Here is a 21,571-nt window from a genome sequence, read left to right as displayed (position 1 = left end):
ATCAGGGTTGAATTATTTTTTTTGCTTCTTCTAATTTTTTATTGATCTGCCCGGTTAGTATATGCCAGAACATTACAAAATCGCTGCCCAAACTATACAATGGATAAGTGAATGTAGCTGGCCTGTTTTTCTCTATAAAAAAATGGCCTACCCATGCAAAGCCATAACCACAAACCGGTATCAGCGCCAGCATCCACCATTTTTGTAACACAATAGCAACAATTAAAATTGTAAGCAAACCGGCAGTACCTATAAAGTGCAGCGTACGGTTTTTTGCATCGCCATGTTCTGTTAAGTAGTAAGGATAAAAACTCCAGAAGCTTTTGTATTTTTTTTCTGTAGCCATAGCAATTGTATTTTTAGAAAGTTACGGAATTTATCGTATTTATTTTTGCAGCAGTCTTTCTTTACAGAATCAGTCACCCTTATTGAGTAGAATCAACCGTACATAAAAAATTATTTTTAGAAAATTACAAACCCCGTTTGATCAACCGGCTTTTTCTCAGCAATACTTTGCCTATCATTCATCTGGTAACAAGGTTGCCCGATGGTTCATTTATTGTAACATCATTAAAGTTCCTTTTTCGATGTATTCCATTGAGTTATTAAAAACTCTATACCGGATTAACCAGGCATAAACTCCTGCCGGTTGCAAAACGCCTTTAAATTTTCCATCCCAGCCTTTATTAATCTGGTTACTCGTAAAAACTTTCTCACCCCAACGGTTATAAATTTCTATTGAATAGCTTACAATATTATCTCCATAACCCGGTTTAAAAATATCGTTTTTACCATCATTGTTAGGAGTGAATGCAGAAGGGATATAAAGTTGGCAAACACCTGGTTTTACAATGATCCCATCTGACGTTATTCCGCAACTGTTCTTTACAGTTATTGAATAATTTCCCGGTTGCATTACTGCAATAGTAGTGGTGGTATTTCCATTGCTCCACAAAAATTCTGCATTTTCAGCATTTTTCAAAAGGGGTTTTAATAGTATCGTCATGCCGTTACAAATCATTGTATCATTTCCGAGATGCACTTCTGGTATTAATTTGTTTTTTATAACGATCGTGTCAGATAATTCGCAACCATTCAAATTTACTTTTACAAAATAGCTGCCAGTTTTTTTTGCCAGTAATTTCTGGTTACTGCTGTTATCCTGCCATAGGTAGGTAGCTCCCGGATTACCAGCATCTAATAAAAGTGTTGTTTGTTCACAAATAGTTGTGTCCATACCAAGTTGTACAACAGGATTTGGTTTAAAATTCAGTTGAATACTATCCCGAAGCACACAGGTGCTATTACTGTTTTTTACTTCCACCCAATACAAGCCACTTAGCGATGTGGTTAATGTTGGGCTGGTTGAATTATCCTGCCATAAATATGTTCTGTTTGTGCCGCTATTCGGATCTAGTAGATAATTCATAACACCACAAAATTCTTTATCCGGGCCAAGATTAACCGTTAACGGATCAACGATTATTGTTTTTTTCATCGTATCATTTCTGCAATTAAGAAAAGTAATAAGTGTTACTTCATAAGTACCCGGATTGGTAAAAGTATGAGCTGAACTGTCGTTGGCAGATGTGTTATTTATTCCTGACGCAGGATCGCCATAATCCCATTTTACAGCACTTGCATTATTGGGTCTTGAGTAATAGAATTCCACATCCTTTGTTGTACAGGAAGTTTTATAGCCAAAAGTTCCTTTAAAATAGCTTTGATTAAAATCAGGTAAACCATATTGATTACTTGTGCCTGCTGCCAGAGGAAATGCTGACTTTAAATAACTGCATCCAACCCCTTTTACATCCGGTTTACCAATTATGCCAAGTGCAGTTCCAAAACATGATACATACACTTTACCATCAGGGCCCAATTGAAGCGCACTAAAATAGGCGATTCCTTGTGTCCCTGATAAATAAGCTGAATCCAATTCAACTTTTGTTGCAATTATCGACAAAGCATCGGCATTAAGACCGGAATACTGGCGTACGTCACACCTGTGAGAGAGGGGCTGTAATTCAAATATATTAGCTACATATAACACCTTTGAATTGGGTGAAAATTCAACGCCATATGGCTGTTGGTTTGCACCACTCATGATAATTTTTCTATTTGATATTAGCCCCGTAGAGGGGTCAAAATCAAAAAGGTCAAGGCCTGTTCCTAAATTAACACATGCCAGTTTTGTGCCGTCTGGCGAAAATTTTAAATAGCCTATTGAAAAAAAATTATTAGGAACACCAATGGAAGAAATAACCGGAGGTTGTATCCCGGATGCAGTAACCAGGTAAGAATAAAATTTGTCAGAATTTTTTTGTGCTGTAGTTACCCAAACATCTTTTCCATTGCAATGGTTTACACTGGTCACTTTTTCAGCCGAAGGGCCAACCAGGAAATTATTTTTCATTTCAATGTCTCCCCTGCCATTATCCAGGTCCATATTCACCACTGAGTAACTCAAACCATGTACACCATTAATTACATCCATTGTAAAGAGATAATATCTTTTTGAGTCGGCCGGAAAAGGAACGATCATAGATGATTGGGTGCTGGAGAAATGTCCAAAAAGTCCGGTGCCATTTGGCATTACCTGGTGTTGTGCATTCCATACGGTAACCCCATCAGAATAGAACAGCAGATTTCCGTTAACATCCGAAATAGATGAAGATCCTTCTAACTGTATCATTGCACTGGTTGCTACAGACGCTGGTGTAGTGGAGAAGTTGATCCATGCTTTGTTGCCAAAAACCCAATTATTACCCCGCTGTGCAAGAACCGGATGTATAAAAATTAAGAGAAAAAAGAAAGAGAGCAGGGCTTTCATATAATAGTTTTGCCACTCCTAAATTATCATTTTTTCATATACTCCTAACAAATAATTTGTGTTCAGGCAAATCTCAAAAAACTCATTATTGTGTAAATGTTCTTTGCGCTATTTTCTAATCTATATTAATTCTTTTCAAAAAAACTTAAATCCTTTTTTATACAATTTTTTTTACGGTTACATTTTGCAACTCTTTCAGCCGGTAAAGGCTTTCTTCCAAACGATTTTTAGGAATGCCCGTTTTTATCATACAAAATAATTGCATTTCCTGTGTGATGATGGTGCAGTTAAATTGTTTTAGTATCATCATTACATCATTCATCTGAGTATAATCAAATTCAATAGTGTATTTTAATTCTACCTGCTTTTGAATGATTGGCGTAACCTGGAAAACAAGTGCCGCTGTGGTTTTGTAGGCATTGATCAAACCCGGCACGCCCAGCAATGTACCGCCCCAGTAGCGCACGACAACTACAGCAACATTGGTAAGTTCTTTACTATCTATTTGTCCCAGTATGGGTTTGCCTGCAGTACCTGAAGGTTCGCCATCATCGCTGCTGCGGAAATTGTTGCCATCTGTTCCAATACGATAGGCAAAGCAATGGTGTACTGCTTTGGGATGTTCTTTTTTTAACAGCTGCAATTGCGTTTTAAAATCATCTGCCGTTTCTATAGGAAATGCATAGGCAATAAATTTACTGCCCCTGTCTTTAAATTCAGCAGTAGAGGATTGTGTTATGGTATAATAAAAATCTTGTTCGCTCATTTCTAATAAAATTATTCTTAAATCTCTGTCTCTTCTTACTGCTAGCACTAAAGTTTTATCCATAGGCAATTAATGCAATCGCCGCAATAGCCAAACCAATTCCGATCCAGTTGACCAATGATAATTTTTCTTTGAATAATAACCATGCGGCTACTGCACTGAACAAAACAATACCCATATTATTTACCGGTATTATTGCAGATGAGTTGCCTTTGTAAGCCGTGATCACTTTTCCCAAACACCAGATGGAAAAATAATTAGGTATACCAATGATGATGCCTGCCAAAATTGCTTTAAAAGAAAATTGTTGTTTGCCTGTAGCTACCTGCAACACTAAAATAAGAAAGCCGATACATGCTGCAACAGAAAAAGCAGAGATGAGAAAAGTATTAAAATTATCTTCTGGGTTGATAAAGAAATTATTTTTCACATACACAATTAAAGTATCCAGTAAACCACTGCTTACAAATAATAACAGCGGCAGCAGTAATAAAAGTTGCCGGCTTTGTTTTGTTGTGCCATCACTTTTCTGCGAAGGATAACAGGTTAATACCACGGCTATCAATGCAACAGCAATGCCTGCAATTTTTAACCCGGTCGAATTTTCGTTGTATAAATACAAGGAAAAAACAAAAGGAATCACCATGGATAATTTATTGGCCACAGATGCTACTGCCACACCTAATTTTTGTGTGGTAAATCCTATCACATTAAAAATGCTGATGAACATAGCACCCATTAATAATGCCCATACAAACCATGGCGCCGTTATGTTGGTTTTATTTACCGGGAAGGAGCCATTAACCACCGAACCTGTAAGCACACAGGCGATATAATTAAATACAATTGCCTGCAGCGTATTGATCTTTAACCTTTGTAATACTTTAAATGAAAGCGTTAAATAAGAACTGAAAAGAATGCTGCCGAATAAATAGATCATTGTTTGGTGTTTGTGAAATAGTTGATTTTGTCGGTGAGTATAATTTCTTCTTGTAATAATTTTTGATGTCGCAGTAGCGGTGCAAGTATTCCTTCTCCAATTGTCATTTCGGCATTGGTAATTATTCTGGCTTCATCCCAAAAATTATCATCGATAAATGATTGTAATAATCTTGTACCACCTTCAATAATTACCGATTGAATTTTTAAACTGTACAACACCTTTAAAATCTGAGGGATGATTTGCTCATTTTTATTGAGCTGATAAAAGGAAAGCATTTCGCTTTCACTTTGTTTTTCTGCATTAAAAACAATTGTCTTTACAGTATTATCAAATAATTGTAATGAGGCTGGAAGTTTAAGTTCCATATCAATCACAATACGCAAAGGATTTTTTCCGGGATATAATCTTGTAGTTAAAGCCGGATCATCTTTTAAAGCAGTATTTGTACCCACCATTATTGCCGCTTCCTCACTGCGCCATTGATGCACCAGCCTGTTGGTAAATTCATTACTGATATGCAATGGTAATCCATCTTTACCTGCTATCTGTTCATCTTTAGTTTGTGCCCACTTTAAAATTATATAGGGCCTTTGTTGCTGGTGAAAAGTAAAAAAACGTTTGTTCAGATCGAGTGCTTCTCTTTGCAAGACTCCTACTGTTACATTTATACCGGCGGCTTTTAGTTTTGCAATACCTTTTCCATCTACTTCAGTATAACTATCCCTGCATCCGATAACCACATTGCGAATTTTATTTTTAATGATCAGGTCGGCACAAGGCGGTGTTTTACCAAAATGTGCACAAGGTTCAAGCGAAACAAATAAGGTGCTTTTTTCTATATACACCTGTTCTTCTGCAGCAACGCTGTTAATGCAATTTACCTCGGCGTGCGCCTGCCCGTATTGCTGGTGATAGCCCTCTCCTATAATTTTATTTTCATATACCAACACGGCACCAACCATGGGGTTAGGTGCTACAAGCCCTGCACCCAGGCGGGCCAGCTGCAGGCAACGGTATATATATTTTTCATTATCGGTCAAGGGACAAAAATAAGCATCAAAAAATAAAGTATGTTTGCAAAAATGAATAGTAAAGAGTTATACCGGAATTTTTTAGTGGAATTACAATCTGTTTACGACCTGAGTGAAGCTACTGTAATTACCGACTGGGTATTTGAGAATATTGCCAATATAAAAAAAGCAGACCTTATTAAAAATCCCCTGCAAAAAGTGCCCGACCCTATTCTTAAAAAATTAGCCTTAAAGCAGGAAGAGTTATTACAACACAAGCCGGTGCAGTATGTAATGGGCAATACCACATTTTACAACATGCAGTTCCAGGTAAATGATAAGGTGTTAATACCCAGGCCAGAAACAGAAGAGCTTACTAATATGGTGATCAATAATTACCGTTTTGAACAAAAGCAGATCAGCATCCTGGATATTGGTACCGGAAGCGGTTGTATTGCTGTTGCTATTAAAAAAAACCTGCCCTCTTCAAAAGTTATTGCATTAGATATCAGCGAAGATGCTTTGGAAGTTGCAAGAACAAATGCGATCACCAATAAGACCAATATTCAATGTACGTTGTTTGATTTTTTAGATGAAAGCCGCTGGCCGGAATTAATGTTATTTGATATTATCATCAGCAACCCTCCTTATATTCCTGATAGAGAAAAAACGCTTTTAGATAAGAATGTGGTGAATTATGAACCACACACGGCTTTATTTGTACCCGATAATAATCCTTTGTTATTTTATGAAAAGATCGCCAAATTTGGCCGCAGCCATTTAAACTACAACGGTAAAATTTTTGTAGAAACGCATGAAGATTATACGCAACAGGTGGCGCAACTGTTTAGTGCCAGCTACCACCAGGTAATTGTAAAAAAAGATATGTTTGGAAAAGAAAGAATGGTGATCGCTTCTTTCTGATTTTATTTTTTTAATTATTTAGGTGTAACATTAAACCCTGCTTTTGCACCAGCTTTTTTAGCAGCATAAAATATTTTAAATACATCCCCGTATTTGCTTGCTGTATCTGCAGCTATTACAATGGAAAGTGTATCAGGCTTTACTTTATCAGCTTCTATTTTTACCACAGAATCCAGTTCTGCAAAACTAATAGGCATTTGCCCCATATACAATTTGCCATCTTTATTTAAACCAACGGTAACGCTTTGACGCATTTTAGTATCACTTTTACCTTTGGGTAAATTAGTTTTAATAACATTAGGGTTCGCTAATGTAGAGATCAGCAAAAAGAACATTAACAGAATAAACAGGATATCATTCAACGGGCCTGTATCCACTTCGCTATGTGATTCCCTTAAACGTTTGCGTAAACTCATTATAAAAAATAATTTATTAGTGTAGCATTATTTTACGTCAGTTGTGAATGGTGAATCGTCAGTCGTGAGTTTGTAACCTTCTGATGCAACTTGATTTCTCTTACTCACGTCTCACCACTCACGCCTCACTTTGTTGGCTCCTGCAAAATATCAATAAACTCAGCGCTTGCGGCCTCCATCCGGTTTACTGTTTTATCAATTTGCGTATTTAAAAAACTATACCCTAAAAATGACAGTATACCAATGATCAGCCCGGTTGCAGAAGTGATCATTTTTACATACATCGCATCTGCAATATCACTGATAGCAGGATTGGCGGCGGCGGCAAAATCTTTTAATAATAAGATCAAACCAAATATTGTACCCACAAAACCAAACAGCGGTGCAATACGTGATATTACAGAAAGTATATTCAGGTTTCTTTCCATGGTGTAAATTTCAAGCTTGCCTACATTATCCATACTTTTTTCAATAGCATCAATCGGCTTACCTAAACGTTGCAGGCCTTTATCAATCATACGGGCAACAGGGTTATTGGTATTTTTTGCCAGGCTACGGGCCGCAGTAACATTACCCGTAATTACATGGTCACGTATAATGCTCATGAAGTTATCTTCTATCTTACTTGCCTTTCTGATAGCGATCAGTCTTTCAATAAAAAAGTAAATGGCTAAGGCAAATAATATGGCCAATGGGATCATTAATATACCGCCTTTTACCAAAAGGCCCATCACACTTTCTTTTTGTACGGCCAAAGCCTTTACCATTCCGGTGCTGTCGATCTGTAGAAGAATATCAAACATAGTTAAGCTGATTTAGGAACAAAAGTAATTGTTTAATTTATAATTAGTTTCCTGTACACTATAATTGTGCCAATCCATTGCAAGATTAAAACCTAAACGAACACAATGCAAAAATGCTGCTTAAAGAATTGTTAATCTTCCCTGTGCACCAATGCAATAGAAAATGCAGGAAGGCAAACACTCCAGTATTCACAAGGTTCTTCAAAGGGATTGCTGTAGCGCACACGGCTGCCTTTTTTAATTAAAATGCTTTGGCCTGCTTCCACAATAATTTTTTCTCCATCTACTTCAAACATTTTTTTTCCACGGCTTACTAATGTGTACTCATCAAATTCAGGATTTTGAAAAGGTTCACTCCAGCCTGCAGGTGCCAGCATATGTGCAATGCTTAAATTAGTTTCGTTGGTGGACGCACCAAAATGTTCTTCGATTAATTTACCATCAGTTGTGGGTACTACAAAAGGTTTGTCTTGTTTAAAGTGAGGCATAGTATAAAGTTTTATCAATACAAAAGTGCCGTAAAATACGGCACTCTTTTTATTATTTTTTCAACAAGGTCAGACGAGGACGTCAGACCTTGTTATCTTTTTCCATCCATCTGTTGCATAGCCATTATCTGGCGCATGGTTTTTTCCATGCCTTCACTGCTGCCATCCAGAAAGATCACATTGCCTTTGCCATATTCTGCAAAGTTTTTGATCGCTTCTGTCCACATACTGAATAAAATCACATTGGTATCCAGGTTAGCTTGTTTCATTTGTTCTGCCGCCTGGCTCATACCTTTAGCTACCTCTTCACGAAACAAAGCCACACCTTGTCCACGTAACTGAGCTGCTTGTCTTTCTGCTTCTGCTGCAATTTTAATCGCATTACCTTCTGCTTCGGCAGCTTTGGTTTTGGTAATCAATAAAGCCTGCCCTTCATTTTCTGCGGCAGCTTTTAAATTGTTTGATGCCACTACTTTACTCATACTGGTAATGATCGCTTCATCAAAAGTGATGTCGTTAATTTGCAGATCCTGCAAATGATAACCCCAGCTTTCTAAAGTAATATCCACCTGTTCTTTTACATTTTCTACAATATCTCTCCTCACATTCAATACCTCAGCTTGTTTTTTTGTAGATACAAATGCACGGATACTTCCTTCTACTGTACGGATCAATGCCTGCATCAGGTCTTTATCGCTGATGAATTTGAAAGCCACATTTTTAATGGTTTCTTCATCAACATTAATAACAGAGTACAGCAACATGCTTTTAAAATACACGTTTGCCTGGTCCACCGTTACGGCCTGGAACTCCAGTTCCACCGAACGGTTTTGAATACTCACTTTTTTGTAGATCTGCTCCAGGAAGGGCAATTTAAAATTCAATCCCGGCCGCATGATACGACGGTACTTACCAAACATGGTAACCACACCAATAAGTCCCTGGTTAATGGTAACAAAGCAACCTAAAATGGCTACTATTAAAACTGCTACCCACCAATACTGAATATAATCATTCATAATTATAAAATTTAAATTGAAGGTATAGAATTTTTAGTGTTAGCAAAGGAAAATCTTTAGACTACTTCTTTGTATTTATTCTGTATGAATCATGCCAATACGCAACCAACATTTGAACAAGCCTGTCTGATAATATTTAGATGAATAAAAATACCTGACCCATGAGTACGTTACTAAAAAGCACCGACTACAAAAAATGGTTATTTGAATTAAAATCAACCATAAAGCAAAGCCAGGTAAAGGCCGCTATAGCAGTAAACAGCCAGTTGATATTACTATACTGGAATTTAGGCAGGGAGATTGTAGAAAAACAGGAAAAGGCTAAATGGGGTACTGGTTTTATAGACCAGTTGAGCCAGGATCTTAAAGCTGAGTTTCCGGAAATGGGTGGTTTTTCACGGTCAAACTTATTTGCAACTAAGAAATTCTACCTGTTTTACAATCAATCATTTGAATTTGTCCCGCAGCTTGCTGGACAAATAGTATCTCCAAATATCCCGCAAGCTGCGGGACATTTGGAGATCGGTCAGCATTTGGCAGATCAAAATTCTTATCCTCCTATTTTACAGCATTGCCTAAAAATACCATGGATACATAATATTACAATCATCGAAAAGGTAAAAGATAAAAAAGAAGTAGCCTTTTACCTTACCCAAACCGTAGAAAACAACTGGAGCCGAGCGGTTTTGGAAATGCAAATAGAAAGTGACTTATACAACAGGCAAGGTAAAGCCATCAACAATTTTAAAAGCACTTTACCAGAAGTTGATAGTGACCTTGCTAATGCATTACTAAAAGACCCTTATAATTTTGATTTTTTAAACCTTACCGCTCATGTAAAAGAGCATGAACTGGAACAAAAATTAGTGGACAATATCACCCGGTTTTTACTGGAATTAGGCAAAGGCTTTGCCTATATGGGCAGGCAATTTGTACTGAGTGTTGGTGGCCGGGAATTTAAAACAGACCTGCTCTTTTATCACACCAAATTAAAATGCTATATCCTTATTGAGTTGAAGGTAACGGAGTTTGAACCCGAATATTTAGGCAAACTGAATTTTTATTTAACGGCTATTGATAAACTGGTAAAAGAACCGGAAGACAAATCCACCATTGGTATTTTACTCTGCAAAAACAAAAATAATGTAGTGGTTGATTTTAGTTTGCAGGATATAAATAAGCCTATGGGGGTAAGCGAATTTACTTACACACAATTACCCAATAATATTAAACAGGCATTACCAACAGTAGAGGAGTTTACACAACAATTAAACCAGGCAGATGAAGAATAAAAAATCCCGCCAATTAATTTGCCGGGATTTAAGTTTTCAATTAATTGATTTTAACTTCTCTCCTCCCATATCATACTCAAATGCACAATCGTTTCTGCAGCTTTGGCCATATCTTTTGTGCCGATCCATTCTAATTTGCTGTGAATATTTTGCATGCCCGTAAAAATATTAGGGCAAGGCATACCAATATAACTAAAGCGGCTGCCATCAGTACCGCCACGGATGCTTTCTATTTTTACGTTAAGTCCTGCACGCTCTATCGCTTCTTTAGCATAAGCAGCTACCTGGGGATAACGATCCAGTACTGCTTTCATATTGCGATACTGTTCCAGTTGCGCATATTCCATGGTAGCACCAGGAAACTGAGCTACAACTGCTGATGCTATATCTTTTAAACGGTTATGGTGAGCCGCTAATCCATCGGTAGTAAAATCTCTTACAATAAATTGTAGGGTAGCTTTTTCTGCAATACCATTTACAGCAACAGGATGTACAAAGCCTTGTTTCTTTTCTGTTGTTTCGGGGCTCCATTCATTTTTTGGCAACGCATTCAATACTGCACCGGCAACTTTTAAAGCATTTACCAGTTTATCTTTTGCATAGCCGGGATGTACAATTACTCCGTGAATAGTTATTGTTGCTCCATCTGCACTAAAAGTTTCATCTTCCAGGCTGCCTGCTTCGCCACCATCTAAAGTATAGCCAAACTGTGCGCCTAATTTTTGCATATCTACTTTGGCCGTGCCTTGCCCCACTTCTTCATCAGGTGTAAATAAAATTTTTATATCGCCATGTTTTACATCAGGGTATTGCATAAAATAAACTGCGGCCTGCATAATAGCAGCTACGCCACTTTTATCATCGGCGCCTAATAATGTTAAACCACTTGCTGTAATTATACCGTGGTTAATATGTTCTTTTAAGTAAGGTGAATTGCTGATGCTTAATACCTGTGTTGTATCATCCGGCAGCACAATATCATTGCCATCATAATAACGATGATGAATAGGCTTTACATTAGTGCCGCTGCAATCGGGCGCTGTATCCACATGGGCACAAAAACAAATTGCCGGTATATTTTTTTTATCGCTGTTAGAAGGAATAGTTGCATATACATAACCATATTCATCTGTAGTAGCATCAGTAATACCAAGGCCCAGCAATTCCCGGTGCAATATTTTGCTCAGGTCTTTTTGTTTTTCTGATGTAGGGTGTGCACTACTGGTGGGATCACTTTGTGTATCTACCTGTACATAACGCATAAAACGTTCGGCAATGAGATCGGGGCTAATTTGTATCATCTTTTAAAAGTAATAAGTATTAAGTTGTAAGTTATAAGTAAAAATAGAGAATACTTCATAAAAAAAGCAGTTTGCAAATGCAAACTGCTTTTTTTACTTATGACTTAAAACGTATAACTTTTAACTCAATTAATTTCTACCAGCTCAATATCAAAGATCAGTTCTTGTCCGGCCAAAAAATGATTAGCATCTAAAACAATCACATCATCTTTTAATTCCACTACAATTACCGGTACAGGGTTACCCTGGGGATCGGTTAAGGTTAATGGCATACCTGGTTCCAGTTTCATTTCGGCAGGTACATGTTCTTTAGGAAATTCAATAATTGCTGTAGGGTCTTTTTCACCGTAAGCCTCTGCTGCAGGTATATTGATAGTTTTTTTATCTCCTACTACCATTCCTGGTATAGCGGCATCAAATCCTTTGATCATCTGGCCAGCGCCTACTGTAAAACCCAATGGTTCTCTTCCTGCTGAAGAATCAAATTGTTCGCCATTCACTAATTTTCCTGTATAATGTACTTTAACATTATCTCCGTTTTTTGCTTGCATTGTTTTTTGTTTTTGTATGAATTTGTCTGAACCGGGACTTGGAAGGATAATGCAGGTTGGAGGATTTACGCCTTCCACCTTTACGATCTTTTAAAATCAATGTGCGGACAAAATTAAACTGCAAATTTATCCATAAATGAAATACGGCATTTAAAAACTTTTCGGCAACTTTACCACATGAAAAAGGCAATTTTTGGCGTGGTCATAATGTTTGTTGCAGTTAAGGCTGCCATTTCCCAAACAGGCAATCTTACATCTGAAATCAGCAATCAAAAATCTGCAATCATGCCTGGTGCCGATCGCATGGAAGTGTACCTCCCTTACCTGAAAGGCAAGTCTGTAGCGGTTTTCGCTAATCAGACCAGTTTGATAAAAGGGACTCACCTGGTGGATACCTTGTTAAAAAAAGGGATCAAAATAGTAAAGATATTCGGCCCGGAGCATGGTTTCAGGGGTACTGCCGATGCAGGCGAACATGTTGCTGATGATAAAGATAAAACCACCGGCATTCCCATCATCAGCTTATACGGCGATCATAAAAAACCTACAAAAGAAGACCTGCAGGATGTGGACATCCTGGTATTTGATATACAGGATGTAGGTGTAAGATTTTACACTTTTATTTCTTCTTTACAATATTATTTAGAAGCCGCCCTGGAAAACCACAAACCCCTGATGATATTAGACAGGCCCAACCCCAATGGTTTTTATGTAGATGGCCCTGTACTGAATATGAAATTTAAAAGTTTTGTAGGCATGCAGCCTGTACCCATTGTGTATGGTATGACGATGGGTGAATATGCGTTAATGCTTGCAGGAGAAAACTGGTTATCGCCTGCGGCTAATGCCATTAATGCTTACAATGTTACAACTGAACCAACTGCTGATACCCCTTTTCATGTAACAGTTATCAAATGCAAAAACTACGATCATAACACAACTTATGTTTTGCCGGTAAATCCTTCACCTAATTTAAAACAGATGCAAAGTATTTACCTGTACCCTTCCACCTGTTTTTTTGAAGGTACTATACTGAGCGAAGGCAGAGGAACAGATCATCCATTTCAAATTTTCGGGCATCCTTCTTTACCCAAAAATTTATTTGCGTTTACACCGATGCCTAATGCTGGTGCTAAAAGCAGCAAATGTTTTAACCAGGTTTGCTATGGCTGGAATATCAGCGGCACTACTGAGGAAGTTTTAAAAGCTGCAGACAAAAAAATACAATTAAAATATTTGCTTCAGGCTTACCAGTTATTCCCGGGCAAGGATAGTTTTTTTCTGCAACCTAAAAGCGGTAAGGCAGAAGATTATTTTTTTAATAAACTTGCCGGCAATGCCGAGCTGATGCAGCAATTAAAAAATGGCGTACCAGAAGCTGAAATAAGAAAAAGCTGGGCACCCCAATTGGCTGCATTTAAAATCATCCGCAAAAAATATTTATTGTACAAAGATTTCGAATAAACCCGATACTGCATGCGCCGGCTTATTATTTACATATTGCTTTTGTATGCCGGTAATGTATTGGGCCAGCAAAAAAATTATTCCTTTACCCGGTACACTACCGCACAGGGGCTTAGTGATAACATCATACAATCTATAACGCAAGACAGCCGTGGCTTTATCTGGATAGGCACTAATGAAGGCCTCAGCAGGTTTGACGGGAAAAATTTCAAGAATTTTTACGCTCCAAAAAATGATACGATTGTAAAAAGCAATTCTTTCAGCAATATTTACGAATATAAAAAAGGGCACTTATTATTTACTAATTATACCCGTATTGTTTGTTTTAATACTTACACTGAGAAATTTTATTCGCCAGCACTTCCTGATAAGCCATTTGCCTGGATTGACAAATCACCGAAGGAAAATATTTTTTATTTAAGTGCACTTTCTAAAGTTTATATAGCTAATGAAAGGCTTGTAATAACCGACAGTATTACACTTTCGGGAAAAGCAACTACCGGTAATCAATTAAATGCTTTTTATTTAACAGACAGTTTACTTTTACTTCAGGCTTACGACACAGTTGCCATTTATAATACTATAACAAAAAAAAGCACCCCGTTATCGATAGCATTTAATTTACCTGATAAAAGTTTTATCCCTTTTTTCAGGTATTACGATTCTGCAAAACAGCAATTGTATTTTAGTGAATACCGGCTTGGCATTTTCCGTTATTCGCTGCAAGAAAAAAAAACAGAGCATTTAGTAAAAGATGCCAATGGGCTTTACTACACCAACAGTTTTGTGTATGAAATTGTACCCAAGCCAAACAACGAGTTGTGGTTGTTAGCAGAAAGCGGTATCCGTATTCTTAATACCCACACCAATACCATTTCATTTATTACTGCTGCCAAAGACAACAACAGTTCTGTATTTAATAGTGTTGCTTTTACCAGCTACACAGATAAAGCTAATAATTTCTGGATAGGGACAAAAGGAGGTATTTATAAATTAAATGCCAATGCCTTATCTATTAAAAGCTGGACCGATGAATTTATAACCAGTGACGGGAATGGATTAATGAGCGTGGTAAAAGGAGCTGATGATAACATGTATGCTTCTGTATATTTTGGTAAGGCATACCAGTTAAATACCAATACCGGAAAAGTAAATGCTTTACAACATCCCGGTAATATCAACAACTGGGACCTGTTTGTTAAAGATGATGAAGTAATACGAACAGGCGCAGGCAACAGCTTGTTAACTTACAATACCAGCAACCGGCAATTTAAAACCGACAATAGTTTAAAAAAATTTTATCCTGATATAGAATTGCTTGTGCTGGGTTTTGTGCACAGCAATGGAGATGTTTGGTATAGCGCCAATCGTGGTGGAGGTTTTGTGCGCAAGCTTGCGGGTAGCGACACTTACAAAACCTATAAAAAAGATGATGGCGTAAACTCATTTACCAACGGCTATTATACCAGCTGTACAGAAGACAGTAAAAAAAACCTTTGGTTTGGTGTTAATAAAACTGATCGTTTATTACACTGGGACCATTTGAAAGACCGTTTTAATGAAATCAATTTCTTTACAATAAAAGGAACCGAAAACGTTGGTCATCTGGGAATTAATATGGTAACGCACGACAGTGCTGATAATATATGGGTGGCATTTGATGGCAGTGGTTTAATAAAATATGACCCCGTTAAAAACACTGCGGTTAATTATAATATTGCAGACGGCCTACCCAGCAATTTTGTTACCGGCCTTCAGTTTGATAATAAAAACCGTTTATGGATAAGCACTTTAAAAGGTTTGAGTTGTTTTATAGTTAATGAAAACAAATTCATCAATTTTAAAAAAGAAGATGGTTTACCTGCAGATGACTTTACAGACCATTGCAGCTATTACGATAAAGAAAAAAATATTTTATGGTTTGGCAGCAACAATACATTAATGGAATTTGACCCTGATGTATTACTGGATATCAGCAAAGAAAAATTTCCTGTTTATACAGATGAAATTATTTTGAATGGAAAAAAATATGATGATACCCTTCAGAATAATTTAATGCTGGACCCATCAGAAAATAATTTACAATTTCATTTTACCGGCATCGATTTTAATAAAGGAAAAGATATTGAATACAGTTACCTGCTGCAAGGCGCAGATAAAGACTGGATATTTTCCGGCGTTAATCAAACCGCATCTTATGCTAATATCAAACCCGGCAATTATACTTTCAGGGTAAGAGCAAAACATAAAGGCGACAATCGCTGGAATGAAACTGAACAGCCCTTACACTTTTTTATTGCCACACCCTGGAATAAAACCTGGTGGTTTAATTTACTACTGATAGCAGTGCTTGCTTTAGCCGTTTGGTATTTAATAAAAACTTATTATACACAAAAGTTAGAAAAAGAAAAATCGGAACTGGAAAAACAAAATGCTATTGAACAGGAACGCATCAGGATGGCACGTGAACTGCACGACGGGCTGGGCAGTATGCTGAGCGGTATTAAACATTCTTTTTCGGCCATGAAGAATGAAATGACACTGAATGATAATCAACAAACACAATTTCACTCTACTATTGATAAGCTTAATGAATCGATAAAAGAATTACGTAACATCTCTCATAGCATTGCGTCAGAAAATTTAATGTATAACGGACTGGAGAATTCACTGAGGGACTATTGTAATAGCATGACACAACCTGGTGTATTAAATATTGCTTTCAGTGCATTGGACACCGAAAAAATACAGCTCACCGAAGAACAGGCTTTTCATATTTTCAGAATTGTACAGGAACTTATTAATAACATTATCAAACATTCCGGCGCTGCAAATGCTATCGTGCAATTAAGTTATAATTCAAACCGGCTGTATGTTACTGTTGAAGATAATGGCAAAGGCTTTGTTTTAGAAGAAGGATTAAAAAACAAAGGCATGGGCTTAAAGAATATTGAGAGCAGGATAAAAATATTAAAAGGAAAGATGGATTACCGTACCAAAACTAATGAAGGCACTTCTGCATTAATGGAATTTCCCTATGCAGAAAAAAAATAAATTGCTCATTCAATCATATGCATCTGCACTGCCACTTTAATAAGTGCTGCAATATTCTTAGCTTCAAATTTGGCTAGTAAATTTTTACGATGTGTATCTACCGTAGTACTGCTGATAAATAATTTTTGAGCAATTTCGTTATTCGTCATACCATCTGCAATTAACTCCAGCACTTCTTTTTCACGACGGGTGATAACCGGCATATTATTTTGCGTATCTGTTTTTCTCAGGGCGAGCGCTGCATCAAAACTTAAGAACTGTTTTCCTTTCACTACAGTTTCAATGCCTTCCATCAGTTCTTCCTGCGTAGCATTTTTTAAAACATAACCCGATGCGCCACTGGCAATCATTTTTTCAATAAAGCTTTGCTGGTTAAAAGTACTTAAGCCTAAAACAGCTATTGCAGGGTATTTATCTTTCACTTCTTTACACAGATCAATACCGCTTTTGTCAGGCAGGTTAATATCCATTAAAATCACATCCGGTTTTTGCTGTTGCAAAAAAGCCAGGCAGGATGCGGCATTGGTGGCATGGCCCATCCATTCAATATTTTTTTCGTTTTGTAATAGTGAATGAATACCTTCTATCACCATGTAATGGTCATCCACTATAAAAATTTTTATTGCCATGCCTTATCCCCAAAAGAGGAATTTAAATTTATAAATTATTGATCTCAATATGCACTGAAGTTCCTTTCTCCTTTCCGGATTGCACATCTAAGTTACCTTTTAAAAATTCAACACGGTTTTGAATATTGCTCCAGCCAATTCCTCCCGACCGATTTAAAATAGCTGTGTCAAAACCTTTGCCATCATCCTCCACGGTTACAGTTAATTGGTTATTGGTTTTACTCACTTGCACCACAGCTGTTTTAGCGGCAGCATGCTTCATCGTATTATTGATGAGTTCCTGAACAATACGGTAAATAGTAATGGCAACCGTCTGATCGATCATTACATTTTCCAGGCCAATAGATTGATAGGATACCTGCAATGCACCGGAATTATTAATGTCTGCACAAAAGTCTTTTAATGCCGTATCTAATCCAAATTTAACCAGCGCTTCGGGCATCATATTATGTGCCACCCGGCGCATTTCCTTAATAGAACTGTCCAGCATATCCATGCTGCGTTCAAAAGCCTGAGCATTGTCAGGCGTCATTACCAGATTTCCTCTCATAGTGTTGAATGAATATTTTATTCCTGATAACATACCTCCCAAACCATCGTGCAGGTCTTTTGCCAGCCTTGTACGTTCCTGCTCCTCACCTTTTAATACTGCTTCTGTTGCGGTCAACTGTCGTTCTGTTTCTAATTCGTTGATACGTTGCTGTTGCAGTTTTTGCTTTTGTTTTAATGTACGGTAGGCCAGCAAAGAAATTATTACCAATGCTACAGCACCTCCCATCAACAAATAATTAAGTGTGTTCTTTTTTTGAATTTGCACCTGCTGCAATAATATCTGGTTGTCTTTTTTTTCGGTTTCGTATTTTATTCTGGTCGCTACTTCTTTTTGCTGCATCGATTCATTGAACGCCTTGGCTTGCGCATCATCCCTTTCATAAAAATATTGAAAGCCTTTTTTATAATCCTGCATAGCAAAAGCAATATTAGAAAGCATTCCCAGTGATGTACTTCTTCCTTCCAGCAGGTTTTGTTTTTGCGCCAGTTGTAAGGCTTCGTTTGCAAGCGACTGCGCCTGTACATAATTTCTTTTACTTAAATGATACACGGCCAGCACCAGTTTTGCACCCACCATCGTACCATCGTCTCCCATTTCACCGGCCAACTGAACACTTCTCTCACCATAAGTTTGCAGTATCTCAAAATTGCCTTCTTTTATTGCAATATCACTCAGGTTATTTAACCCCACTGCTTCAAGGGATTTATTCTCGTCGGTTTTCGCAATCGCTATCGCTTCATTAAAAAGTTTTTTTGCATCAGCTAATTTATCCAGGCCTGCATAAGAAAGTCCGAGGTTGCTGAGCGCATTGGCCAGTTGTCCCTTATCATTAATTTTTCTTGCCAGTGATACAGCCTTATTGCCATATTCAATAGCTTTATCATACTGGCCCAGCGTCATGTAAAGCGATTGCAACCCATCATTAACAGTACTTTCAATATTGTAGTATCCTTTACCATCAAGTATCCTTGAGCCTTCTAATGTATATTGTACTGCACTATCCAACTCACTCATAAAACGGTAAGCAGTGCCGATATTAAAAAGCGATACGCCAATATTAAATGAGTCTTTATCCTTACGGGCAATATCCAGCACCAGTTTATTATAGTATAATACCGAATCGAATTTTGACTGAAAAGAAAGAACATAGGCAAACATCCTGTACGATTTCAGGATACCTTTTTTATAGTTCAGCTGTTTGCTTAAATCGCCACCTTTTGCAATATAGTAGCGGGCAGAATCAGGCGCCGAATTTTCGTATAGTTCGGATACTGCAAAATAAAGATTTGCCTTGGTTGTATCTGTTTTTGCAATGGCCAGCAAGTGCAGCAAGCTATCTTTACCAGAATTATGCTGCCCAAAAAAAACAACAGGGGTTGAAAAAAAAATAATTATCAAAAGAAATTTTCGCATGGCTGTATCTATGGCAATTATGCAAATAAACTAATAGTATAAGATTGTAGTTCTCCCCTTTTTACAGGATTTTGTATTAATTAAGAGGAGCCGGTGCTATACAGTCAACTCAATCAAAACAGAAGTACCTTTTCCCTCCTGCGAATTAATATCCAGTTTTCCTTTTAAGAAATCAACCCGGCTTTGAATATTACTCCAGCCAATTCCTCTTGCGCCTTGCAGTATTGCAGCATCAAATCCTTTGCCATCATCCTCTACAGTTACCGATAATTGCCCGTCTGATTTTGTTACCTGCACAATGGCAGTAGTTGCAGCAGCATGCTTTAATGTATTATTGATCAGTTCCTGCACAATGCGGTAAATAGTAATGGCAGTAGTTTGATCAATATCTGCATTTTCTACTCCTATGGATTGATAATTAATTTTTAATGCACCGCTCTGGTTAATATCGGCACAAAAATCTTTCAGTGCCGTATCCAATCCAAATTTCACTAAAGCTTCCGGCATCATATTATGTGCCACACGCCGCATTTCTTTAATAGAACTGTCCAGCATATCCATGCTACGTTCAAATGCCTGGCTGTTTTCCGGCGTCATTACCAGGTTTCCTTTCATAGTGTTGAATGAATATTTTATTCCCGACAACATGCCACCCAAACCATCATGCAGGTCTTTTGCTAGCCTTGTGCGTTCCTGCTCTTCTCCTTTTAATACCGCCTCTGTTGCAGTTAATTGTTGTTGTGTTTCTAATTCGGCAATTCTTTGCTGCTGCAATTTTTGTTTCTGTTTGTAATTACGATAAGCAAGTAATGATAATAACAATATTGTTATTGCACTTCCAATCAAAATATAATTAAGTATATTTTTTTGCCGGATAGATAATTCCTGGATCTTTTTTTCTGCTTCCAGTTCATTCACTTCACTTTGTTTTTTTTCATAATTATACCTGGCCTGCCTGAATTCCATTTGCCTGATATTATCTGCCTGGTATAAAGAATCTTTAATTACACCAACAGAATCTTTATAAGCAAAGGCTTTGGTAAAATTGCCTAACTGCTTGTACACTTCTGCATAGTTTTCAAAATACATTTGTTTAGATGAAGTGATCTGGGAATAGTCGAGGTATTTTGCCGAAGAATCCAGGTGCGCTGCTGCAAGCTTTGGCCTTTTTAATTCTGCTTCGTTGGCAGAAATATTTAAAAAATTATTACCGATCCCCGCAGTAAAATTATATTTCCTGGCAAAGTCCAGGCACAGTGTATAATAATCAATCGCCTTCTGGTATTGTTTGGTATTGTAATAATACATCGCACTCATAAAATCGCAGGAGTAGATCATATTCAGGTTGTTCATCTCCACCGCAATTTGTTTTGCAGAATCCAGTATCAGCAAACCTCTTTCAGCATCTCTTTTAGCATTCACCAGGCTACCACCGTAGGCGTACCATGCATTCAGCAGGTTGGCTTTATCATTATTCCGCCTGGCAAATGCCAATCCCTTTTCACTGTATCTAATGCCTTCATCCCACCTGTTGATAGTACCATAGGCAATAGAAAGATTACTGTATAAAACACCCAGGTCGCTGTTGTTCGGATTATCCTTCAAATAAATTTCTTCTGCCTTTAAATAATAAAAAGTGGCAGTTTCGTAATCAGCATTATTAGCATGCAGTAATCCCAGGTTAATATAACTGGTACCCATCGATACCCTTGACCTTAAATTATCCGGGTACTTCGAAAATATTTTTATCGCTTTCTCATAATTATCAATGGAAGGTTGCGTTTGATTGGCCAGTTGTATAGTGGCTGCCAAAAAATAAGATTGCGCCTTAAAAAAATCATTTTTTTTTGCGACCGAAAAAGAGTCAATTCTTTTTTGGCACTGCCATGCCTCTACGGTGTCTTTGTATTTTATTTTATTACCCAGCTGTACCAGCAGCCTTACTTTTTCTGTATCATTCGGCTGGGTTTTAATGCGGTTGCGGATACTATCGAAAACATTATTCTGTGCTATTCCTGCAAAAGGGATAAGACAAATGATGAAGAGTATAATTTTTCTCATACAGTAAAATAAGTAATTGTATCCGTAATACAAATAAACTAAAGTACACCT

At 37.4% G+C, this 21,571-nt stretch carries 18 protein-coding genes; 4 read left to right on the top strand and 14 right to left on the bottom strand.

Going from position 1 to position 21,571, the window contains the following annotated elements:
- Window position 1: 1 nt before the first annotated feature.
- From ACQ334_RS02965 to ribD, 5 genes are all read right to left on the bottom strand, one after another.
- Window positions 2-346, bottom strand: coding sequence for an Mpo1-like protein (locus ACQ334_RS02965; protein WP_430986674.1), 345 nt, complete (start codon window positions 344-346; stop codon window positions 2-4).
- A gap of 210 nt (window positions 347-556) precedes the next feature.
- Entirely contained in the window at window positions 557-2,833 is a 2,277-nt protein-coding gene (locus tag ACQ334_RS02960) for a gliding motility-associated C-terminal domain-containing protein (RefSeq protein ID WP_430986673.1), read from the bottom strand.
- A gap of 157 nt (window positions 2,834-2,990) precedes the next feature.
- Window positions 2,991-3,662, bottom strand: a complete 672-nt coding sequence (locus ACQ334_RS02955) for an IMPACT family protein (RefSeq protein WP_430986672.1) — start codon at window positions 3,660-3,662, stop codon at window positions 2,991-2,993.
- Window positions 3,655-4,539, bottom strand: a complete 885-nt coding sequence (locus tag ACQ334_RS02950; protein ID WP_430986671.1) for a hypothetical protein — start codon at window positions 4,537-4,539, stop codon at window positions 3,655-3,657. The genes ACQ334_RS02955 and ACQ334_RS02950 overlap by 8 nt, the downstream gene beginning before the upstream one ends.
- A complete protein-coding gene (gene ribD / locus ACQ334_RS02945) occupies window positions 4,536-5,582 on the bottom strand; it encodes a bifunctional diaminohydroxyphosphoribosylaminopyrimidine deaminase/5-amino-6-(5-phosphoribosylamino)uracil reductase RibD (RefSeq protein ID WP_430986670.1) in 1,047 nt (348 codons plus the stop codon). Before ribD ends, ACQ334_RS02950 begins: the two co-directional genes overlap by 4 nt.
- A 30-nt stretch (window positions 5,583-5,612) precedes the next feature.
- On the opposite strand from ribD, the gene prmC reads away from it, so the two are divergent.
- Window positions 5,613-6,476, top strand: coding sequence for a peptide chain release factor N(5)-glutamine methyltransferase (gene prmC, locus ACQ334_RS02940; protein ID WP_430986669.1), 864 nt, complete (start codon window positions 5,613-5,615; stop codon window positions 6,474-6,476).
- Between the two features lie 14 nt (window positions 6,477-6,490).
- Here the strand turns inward: prmC and ACQ334_RS02935 are convergent, their stop codons facing one another.
- The 4 genes from ACQ334_RS02935 to ACQ334_RS02920 all read right to left on the bottom strand — a co-directional run bounded on the left by ACQ334_RS02935 (window position 6,491) and on the right by ACQ334_RS02920 (window position 9,202).
- Window positions 6,491-6,892 (bottom strand): biopolymer transporter ExbD, encoded by a 402-nt coding sequence (locus tag ACQ334_RS02935; protein WP_430986668.1) that lies wholly within the window; start codon window positions 6,890-6,892, stop codon window positions 6,491-6,493.
- Window positions 6,893-7,017: 125 nt separating this feature from the next.
- The gene (locus tag ACQ334_RS02930) at window positions 7,018-7,695 is read right to left on the bottom strand and encodes a MotA/TolQ/ExbB proton channel family protein (RefSeq protein WP_430986667.1); all 678 of its coding nucleotides are present in this window, start codon (window positions 7,693-7,695) and stop codon (window positions 7,018-7,020) included.
- A gap of 131 nt (window positions 7,696-7,826) precedes the next feature.
- Window positions 7,827-8,183, bottom strand: a complete 357-nt coding sequence (locus tag ACQ334_RS02925) for a cupin domain-containing protein (RefSeq protein WP_430986666.1) — start codon at window positions 8,181-8,183, stop codon at window positions 7,827-7,829.
- Window positions 8,184-8,275: 92 nt separating this feature from the next.
- Window positions 8,276-9,202 carry an SPFH domain-containing protein gene (locus ACQ334_RS02920; RefSeq protein WP_430986665.1) on the bottom strand — a complete coding sequence of 309 codons (927 nt, stop codon included), beginning with the start codon at window positions 9,200-9,202 and terminating at the stop codon, window positions 8,276-8,278.
- Between the two features lie 161 nt (window positions 9,203-9,363).
- Between ACQ334_RS02920 and ACQ334_RS02915 the strand changes: the two genes are divergently transcribed.
- On the top strand, window positions 9,364-10,494 hold the full coding sequence (locus tag ACQ334_RS02915; RefSeq protein ID WP_430986664.1) for a PDDEXK nuclease domain-containing protein: 1,131 nt from the start codon (window positions 9,364-9,366) through the stop codon (window positions 10,492-10,494).
- Between the two features lie 50 nt (window positions 10,495-10,544).
- On the opposite strand, the gene pepT is transcribed toward ACQ334_RS02915, so the two are convergent.
- Together pepT and ACQ334_RS02905 are read right to left on the bottom strand one after the other, a co-directional pair.
- A complete protein-coding gene (gene pepT / locus ACQ334_RS02910; protein WP_430986663.1) occupies window positions 10,545-11,795 on the bottom strand; it encodes a peptidase T in 1,251 nt (416 codons plus the stop codon).
- A gap of 125 nt (window positions 11,796-11,920) precedes the next feature.
- On the bottom strand, window positions 11,921-12,346 hold the full coding sequence (locus ACQ334_RS02905) for an FKBP-type peptidyl-prolyl cis-trans isomerase (protein ID WP_430986662.1): 426 nt from the start codon (window positions 12,344-12,346) through the stop codon (window positions 11,921-11,923).
- 177 nt (window positions 12,347-12,523) lie between these two features.
- Here ACQ334_RS02905 and ACQ334_RS02900 point away from each other — a divergent pair, with 177 nt between their 5' ends.
- Both ACQ334_RS02900 and ACQ334_RS02895 read left to right on the top strand, forming a co-directional pair.
- Entirely contained in the window at window positions 12,524-13,810 is a 1,287-nt protein-coding gene (locus ACQ334_RS02900) for an exo-beta-N-acetylmuramidase NamZ family protein (protein WP_430986661.1), read from the top strand.
- 12 nt (window positions 13,811-13,822) lie between these two features.
- A complete protein-coding gene (locus ACQ334_RS02895; RefSeq protein ID WP_430986660.1) occupies window positions 13,823-16,864 on the top strand; it encodes a two-component regulator propeller domain-containing protein in 3,042 nt (1,013 codons plus the stop codon).
- Window positions 16,865-16,869: 5 nt separating this feature from the next.
- Here ACQ334_RS02895 and ACQ334_RS02890 read toward each other — a convergent pair whose 3' ends face one another.
- From ACQ334_RS02890 to ACQ334_RS02880, 3 genes are all read right to left on the bottom strand, one after another.
- The gene (locus ACQ334_RS02890) at window positions 16,870-17,493 is read right to left on the bottom strand and encodes a response regulator (protein WP_430986659.1); all 624 of its coding nucleotides are present in this window, start codon (window positions 17,491-17,493) and stop codon (window positions 16,870-16,872) included.
- A 28-nt stretch (window positions 17,494-17,521) separates the two neighbouring features.
- On the bottom strand, window positions 17,522-19,459 hold the full coding sequence (locus ACQ334_RS02885) for a tetratricopeptide repeat protein (protein WP_430986658.1): 1,938 nt from the start codon (window positions 19,457-19,459) through the stop codon (window positions 17,522-17,524).
- A 96-nt stretch (window positions 19,460-19,555) separates the two neighbouring features.
- The gene (locus ACQ334_RS02880; protein ID WP_430986657.1) at window positions 19,556-21,520 is read right to left on the bottom strand and encodes a tetratricopeptide repeat-containing sensor histidine kinase; all 1,965 of its coding nucleotides are present in this window, start codon (window positions 21,518-21,520) and stop codon (window positions 19,556-19,558) included.
- Between the last annotated feature and the right edge of the window lie 51 nt (window positions 21,521-21,571).

This window comes from Ferruginibacter sp. SUN106 (genome assembly GCF_050611765.1).
Lineage (GTDB): Bacteria > Bacteroidota > Bacteroidia > Chitinophagales > Chitinophagaceae > Ferruginibacter.
The sequence above is the reverse complement of the archived record's forward strand: the minus strand, read 5'-3'. Positions and strand labels throughout refer to the sequence as shown.

Coding starts and splice junctions, on each gene's coding strand:
- ACQ334_RS02890 (WP_430986659.1), bottom strand. CDS start 17,493: ATGGCAATAAAAATTTTTATAGTGGATGACCATTACATGGTGATAGAA.
- ACQ334_RS02895 (WP_430986660.1), top strand. CDS start 13,823: ATGCGCCGGCTTATTATTTACATATTGCTTTTGTATGCCGGTAATGTA.
- ACQ334_RS02905 (WP_430986662.1), bottom strand. CDS start 12,346: ATGCAAGCAAAAAACGGAGATAATGTTAAAGTACATTATACAGGAAAA.
- ACQ334_RS02935 (WP_430986668.1), bottom strand. CDS start 6,892: ATGAGTTTACGCAAACGTTTAAGGGAATCACATAGCGAAGTGGATACA.
- ACQ334_RS02925 (WP_430986666.1), bottom strand. CDS start 8,183: ATGCCTCACTTTAAACAAGACAAACCTTTTGTAGTACCCACAACTGAT.
- ACQ334_RS02885 (WP_430986658.1), bottom strand. CDS start 19,459: ATGCGAAAATTTCTTTTGATAATTATTTTTTTTTCAACCCCTGTTGTT.
- ACQ334_RS02950 (WP_430986671.1), bottom strand. CDS start 4,539: ATGATCTATTTATTCGGCAGCATTCTTTTCAGTTCTTATTTAACGCTT.
- prmC (WP_430986669.1), top strand. CDS start 5,613: ATGTTTGCAAAAATGAATAGTAAAGAGTTATACCGGAATTTTTTAGTG.
- ACQ334_RS02915 (WP_430986664.1), top strand. CDS start 9,364: ATGAGTACGTTACTAAAAAGCACCGACTACAAAAAATGGTTATTTGAA.
- ACQ334_RS02965 (WP_430986674.1), bottom strand. CDS start 346: ATGGCTACAGAAAAAAAATACAAAAGCTTCTGGAGTTTTTATCCTTAC.
- ACQ334_RS02955 (WP_430986672.1), bottom strand. CDS start 3,662: ATGGATAAAACTTTAGTGCTAGCAGTAAGAAGAGACAGAGATTTAAGA.
- ACQ334_RS02930 (WP_430986667.1), bottom strand. CDS start 7,695: ATGTTTGATATTCTTCTACAGATCGACAGCACCGGAATGGTAAAGGCT.
- ACQ334_RS02900 (WP_430986661.1), top strand. CDS start 12,524: ATGAAAAAGGCAATTTTTGGCGTGGTCATAATGTTTGTTGCAGTTAAG.
- pepT (WP_430986663.1), bottom strand. CDS start 11,795: ATGATACAAATTAGCCCCGATCTCATTGCCGAACGTTTTATGCGTTAT.
- ACQ334_RS02960 (WP_430986673.1), bottom strand. CDS start 2,833: ATGAAAGCCCTGCTCTCTTTCTTTTTTCTCTTAATTTTTATACATCCG.
- ACQ334_RS02920 (WP_430986665.1), bottom strand. CDS start 9,202: ATGAATGATTATATTCAGTATTGGTGGGTAGCAGTTTTAATAGTAGCC.
- ACQ334_RS02880 (WP_430986657.1), bottom strand. CDS start 21,520: ATGAGAAAAATTATACTCTTCATCATTTGTCTTATCCCTTTTGCAGGA.